This is a genomic window from Streptomyces botrytidirepellens (assembly GCF_003721215.1).
Taxonomy (GTDB): domain Bacteria; phylum Actinomycetota; class Actinomycetes; order Streptomycetales; family Streptomycetaceae; genus Streptomyces; species Streptomyces himastatinicus.
Window position 1 is genome coordinate 1 of sequence record NZ_RIBZ01000059.1, and the last position, 3,812, is coordinate 3,812.

Consider the following 3,812-nt stretch of genomic DNA (forward strand, 5'->3'; position numbering starts at 1 on the left):
TTGTTGGCCACGTATGGGCGGGATCGTGAGGGGGATCCGTTGTGGCTGGGTTCGGTGAAGTCCAACATCGGTCACACGCAGGCGGCCGCGGGTGCGGCTGGGCTGATCAAGATGGTGATGGCGCTTGGTGCGCAGCAGTTGCCGTCGACGCTGCATGTGGACTCGCCCTCGTCGCATGTGGACTGGGGCTCGGGGGCGGTACGGCTCCTCACGGAGGCTCGCGGCTGGCCGAAGGGTGAGCGTGCGCGTCGGGCGGGTGTCTCGTCGTTCGGCATCAGCGGGACCAACGCCCACGTCATCCTCGAGGAAGCCCCCGAGACCGCTCCGGCTTCCGTGGAGGAGCGACCGTCGGCAGAGCTGCCGGTGGTGCCGTGGGTGCTGTCCGGCCGTAGCCCGGATGCGGTGCGCGCACAGGCCGGCCGCCTCGCATCCTTCCTCGACGAGCGGGGACCGCAGGATCGGTCCCCGGTCGACGTGGGCTTCTCACTGGCGACGACCCGCGCGGCCCTCGAACACCGCGCCGTCGTACTCGGCACCCACGGCGCGGCCCTGCACACCGGCACGATTCGCCTGTCCGACGGGACCGTGCTGTCCGCCGAGGCGGCCGACCCGGACACCTTCGTGGTGACCGGAGCGGTCAGCAAGGGCCGGACGGCCTGGATGTTCACCGGGCAGGGCAGCCAGCGCGTCGGCATGGGCCGCGAACTCTACGACCGGTTCCCGGTGTTCGCCCGGACCCTGGACGAGGTGTGCGCCCACCTGAACACCGAGCTGGAAGGCGCCGCCGGGTTCGACGCCCCACTGCGGGACGTACTGTTCGCAGCCGAGGGCTCCGCCGAGGCGGCGCTGCTGGACCGTACCGGCTATGCCCAGCCCGCCCTGTTCGCGGTGCAGGTCGCGCTCGTGGAGCTGCTGCGCTCGTGGGGTATGCGGCCGGACCTGCTGCTCGGCCACTCGATCGGTGAGTTCGCCGCCGCCTACGCGGCCGGGGTGTTCTCATCGGCCGACGCCGCGCGGCTGGTCGCCGCCCGGGCCCGTTTGATGCAGGCCCTGCCTCGCGGGGGCGCGATGGCCGCCATCCAGGCCACCGAGACCGACGTGCTGGAGATCCTGGACGGCCTCGCCGGAGCAGGCCAGGTCGCGATCGCCGCCGTCAACGGCCCCTCGGCGACCGTGATCTCCGGTGCCAAGGACATGGTGGCGCAAGCGATGGACAGCGCGCGCGGGCGAGGGTGCCGCGTCTCCCGGCTGCGAGTGAGTCACGCGTTCCACTCGCCCCTGATGCGGCCGATGCTCGACGAGTTCGCCCAGGTCGCCGCTGGGATCACCTACCACGCTCCCCATACGCGAGCGATCAGCACGGTCACCGGCGAGCCGGTGACCGCAGAGGAGTGGGCTACCCCGGAGTACTGGGTCCGTCAGGTGCACCGGCCGGTGCGCTTCCATGCCGCGCTGACGACCGCGACGGCCGAACAGGGAGCGTCCAGGCTGCTGGAGCTCGGCCCCGATCCGGTGCTCACCGGGCTGGCTCGGTCCGAGGCGGACACCGCTGCGGCGGTGTCAGTGCTACGAAAGGGCCGCGCCGAGCCCGAGACGCTCATGGCGGCGGTGTCGGAGCTGTTCGTCCGCGGAGCGCGGGTCGACTGGGCCGCCGTGTTCGCCGGGACCGGCGCCCAGCGGGTGGATCTGCCGACGTACGCCTTCCAGCGGCAGCGGTTCTGGCTGCCGGACCGGGAGCTTCCGGCGGAAGCGGCCGTGGAGTCCGGCAGGACCGAACAGCGGTTCTGGGACCTGGTCGACCAGGGCGATGCGGAGTCCCTGGCCGGGCAGTTGGGGGTGGAGCCGGCCGCGCCTTTGGACACCGTGCTGCCGGTGCTCTCGGACTGGCGCCTGCGGCACCGCGAGGAGTCGCTGCTCTCGGGCTGGCGGTACCGGGTGCAGTGGAAGCCCGTGACCGTGGCGGCGACGAACCGGCTGCGGGGCGTTTGGCTGGTGGCCGTCCCGGACCGGGCGGACGACGACTTCACGGACCAGTGCGTGCGGACGCTGCGAATCGCCGGCGCTCGGACGACCGTCGTGCCGGTGGCCGCCGACGATACGCGCGAGTCCCTGGCCGCGAAGATCCGAGCCGAGGACACCGAGACGGTGATGGGGGTCGTGTCCTTGGCGGGCTCGACCGCCACGACGTTGACCTTGGTGCAGGCGCTGGGGGATTCCGGCATCGCGGCACGTGTGTGGTGTGTGACGCGTTCGGCGGTGTCGGTGGCTTCTGGCGAGCGGCTGCTGAATCCGGTGGGAGCTCAGTTGTGGGGCCTGGGCCGGACGGTGGCGTTGGAGCAGCCGGAGCGGTGGGGCGGTCTGGTCGATGTGCCGGAGGACGCCGACGAGCACAGCTTGACGCGGCTGGTGTCCGTGCTCGCGGCGTCCGGTGGCGAGGATCAGGTGGCCGTACGGCCTTCGGGTGTGTTCGCGGCCCGGCTGGTACGGGACGGGGCCGGTGCCGCGCGGGGAGAGAGCTGGGAGCCGCGTGGCACGGTGCTGGTGACCGGTGGTACGGGTGCCCTGGGCGGGCTGGTGTCACGCTGGCTGGCTGCTCGGGGTGCTGAGCGCCTGCTGCTGGTGTCCCGTCGGGGTGCCGAGGCGCCCGGCGCGGACGAACTGCGCCGCGAGCTGGCGGACTTGGGCGCCGATGTCGCGTTCGCGGCCTGTGACGTCGGCGACCGCGAGGCCGTACGGGCGGTGCTGGACGGTATCCCGGAAGAGGCACCGCTGACCGGAATCGTTCACACTGCCGGGATCCTCGATGACGGTGTGGTGGAGGGGCTGACCCCGGAGCGGCTGGCACGCGTGCTGGCGGCGAAGGCGGACGCCGCGCGCCATCTGCACGACCTGACGGCCGATCGTGACCTCGACGCCTTCGTCCTGTTCTCGTCCATCGCCGGTGTGGTGGGGAACGTGGGTCAGGCGGCCTACGGCGCCGCCAACGCGTACGTGGATGCTCTGGCGCAACACCGCCGCGGTCTGGGGCTGGCGGCCACGTCGGTGGCCTGGGGGCCGTGGGGCGGCGATNTGGGGCTGGCGGCCACGTCGGTGGCCTGGGGGCCGTGGGGCGGCGATGGCATGGCCGCCGACGGCGTGGCGGCGGAGCACTTCCGCCGTCTGGGTGTGCGTGTACTGGACCCGGACCGGGCCATCGCAGTGCTGCAACAGGTGCTCGGTGACGGCCGGGTGTGCCAGACCGTGGTCGACGTCGACTGGGAACGCTTCGCGGCCGCCATGACGTTCACCCGCCCCAGCGCCTTGATCGGCGATCTGCCCGAGGTGGCCGCTGCGCGTACCCCCGCCGCCGATCTCGGAGCCGGGGACGACGGCGAGCTGGCGCGGCGGCTGCGTGGCCGTTCGGCGGCCGAGCAGGACCGGATGCTGCTGACACTGGTCCAGTCCCAGGTCGCCACCGTGCTCGGGCACTCCTCGTCCGCGACGATCGACCCCGGCCGAGCGTTCAAGGACCTCGGCTTCGACTCCCTCACAGCGGTCGACCTGCGCAACCGGCTGACCAACGCCACCGCCCTGCCACTGCCCGCCACTTTGGTCTTCGACCACCCGACCCCATCCGCGCTGGCAGGGTTCCTGCGCGAACAGGTGGTGGGGGAGATCCCCGGACCGGACATCACCCCCTCGCCGCAGGCCCAGGCTCATGCGTCCGACGACGCCGAAGATCCCATCGCGATTGTGGGTATGGGGTGCCGTTTTCCGGGTGGTGTCGCTTCTCCTGAGGGTTTGTGGGAGATGTTGGTCTCGGGTGGTGACGG

At 72.1% G+C, this 3,812-nt stretch carries 1 protein-coding gene; it reads left to right on the forward strand.

The window, feature by feature from the left end:
- Nucleotides 1-54: 54 nt before the first annotated feature.
- A partial coding sequence (locus EEJ42_RS04290) for a type I polyketide synthase (protein ID WP_246096039.1) occupies nt 55-3,812 on the forward strand: 3,758 nt, incomplete at its 3' end.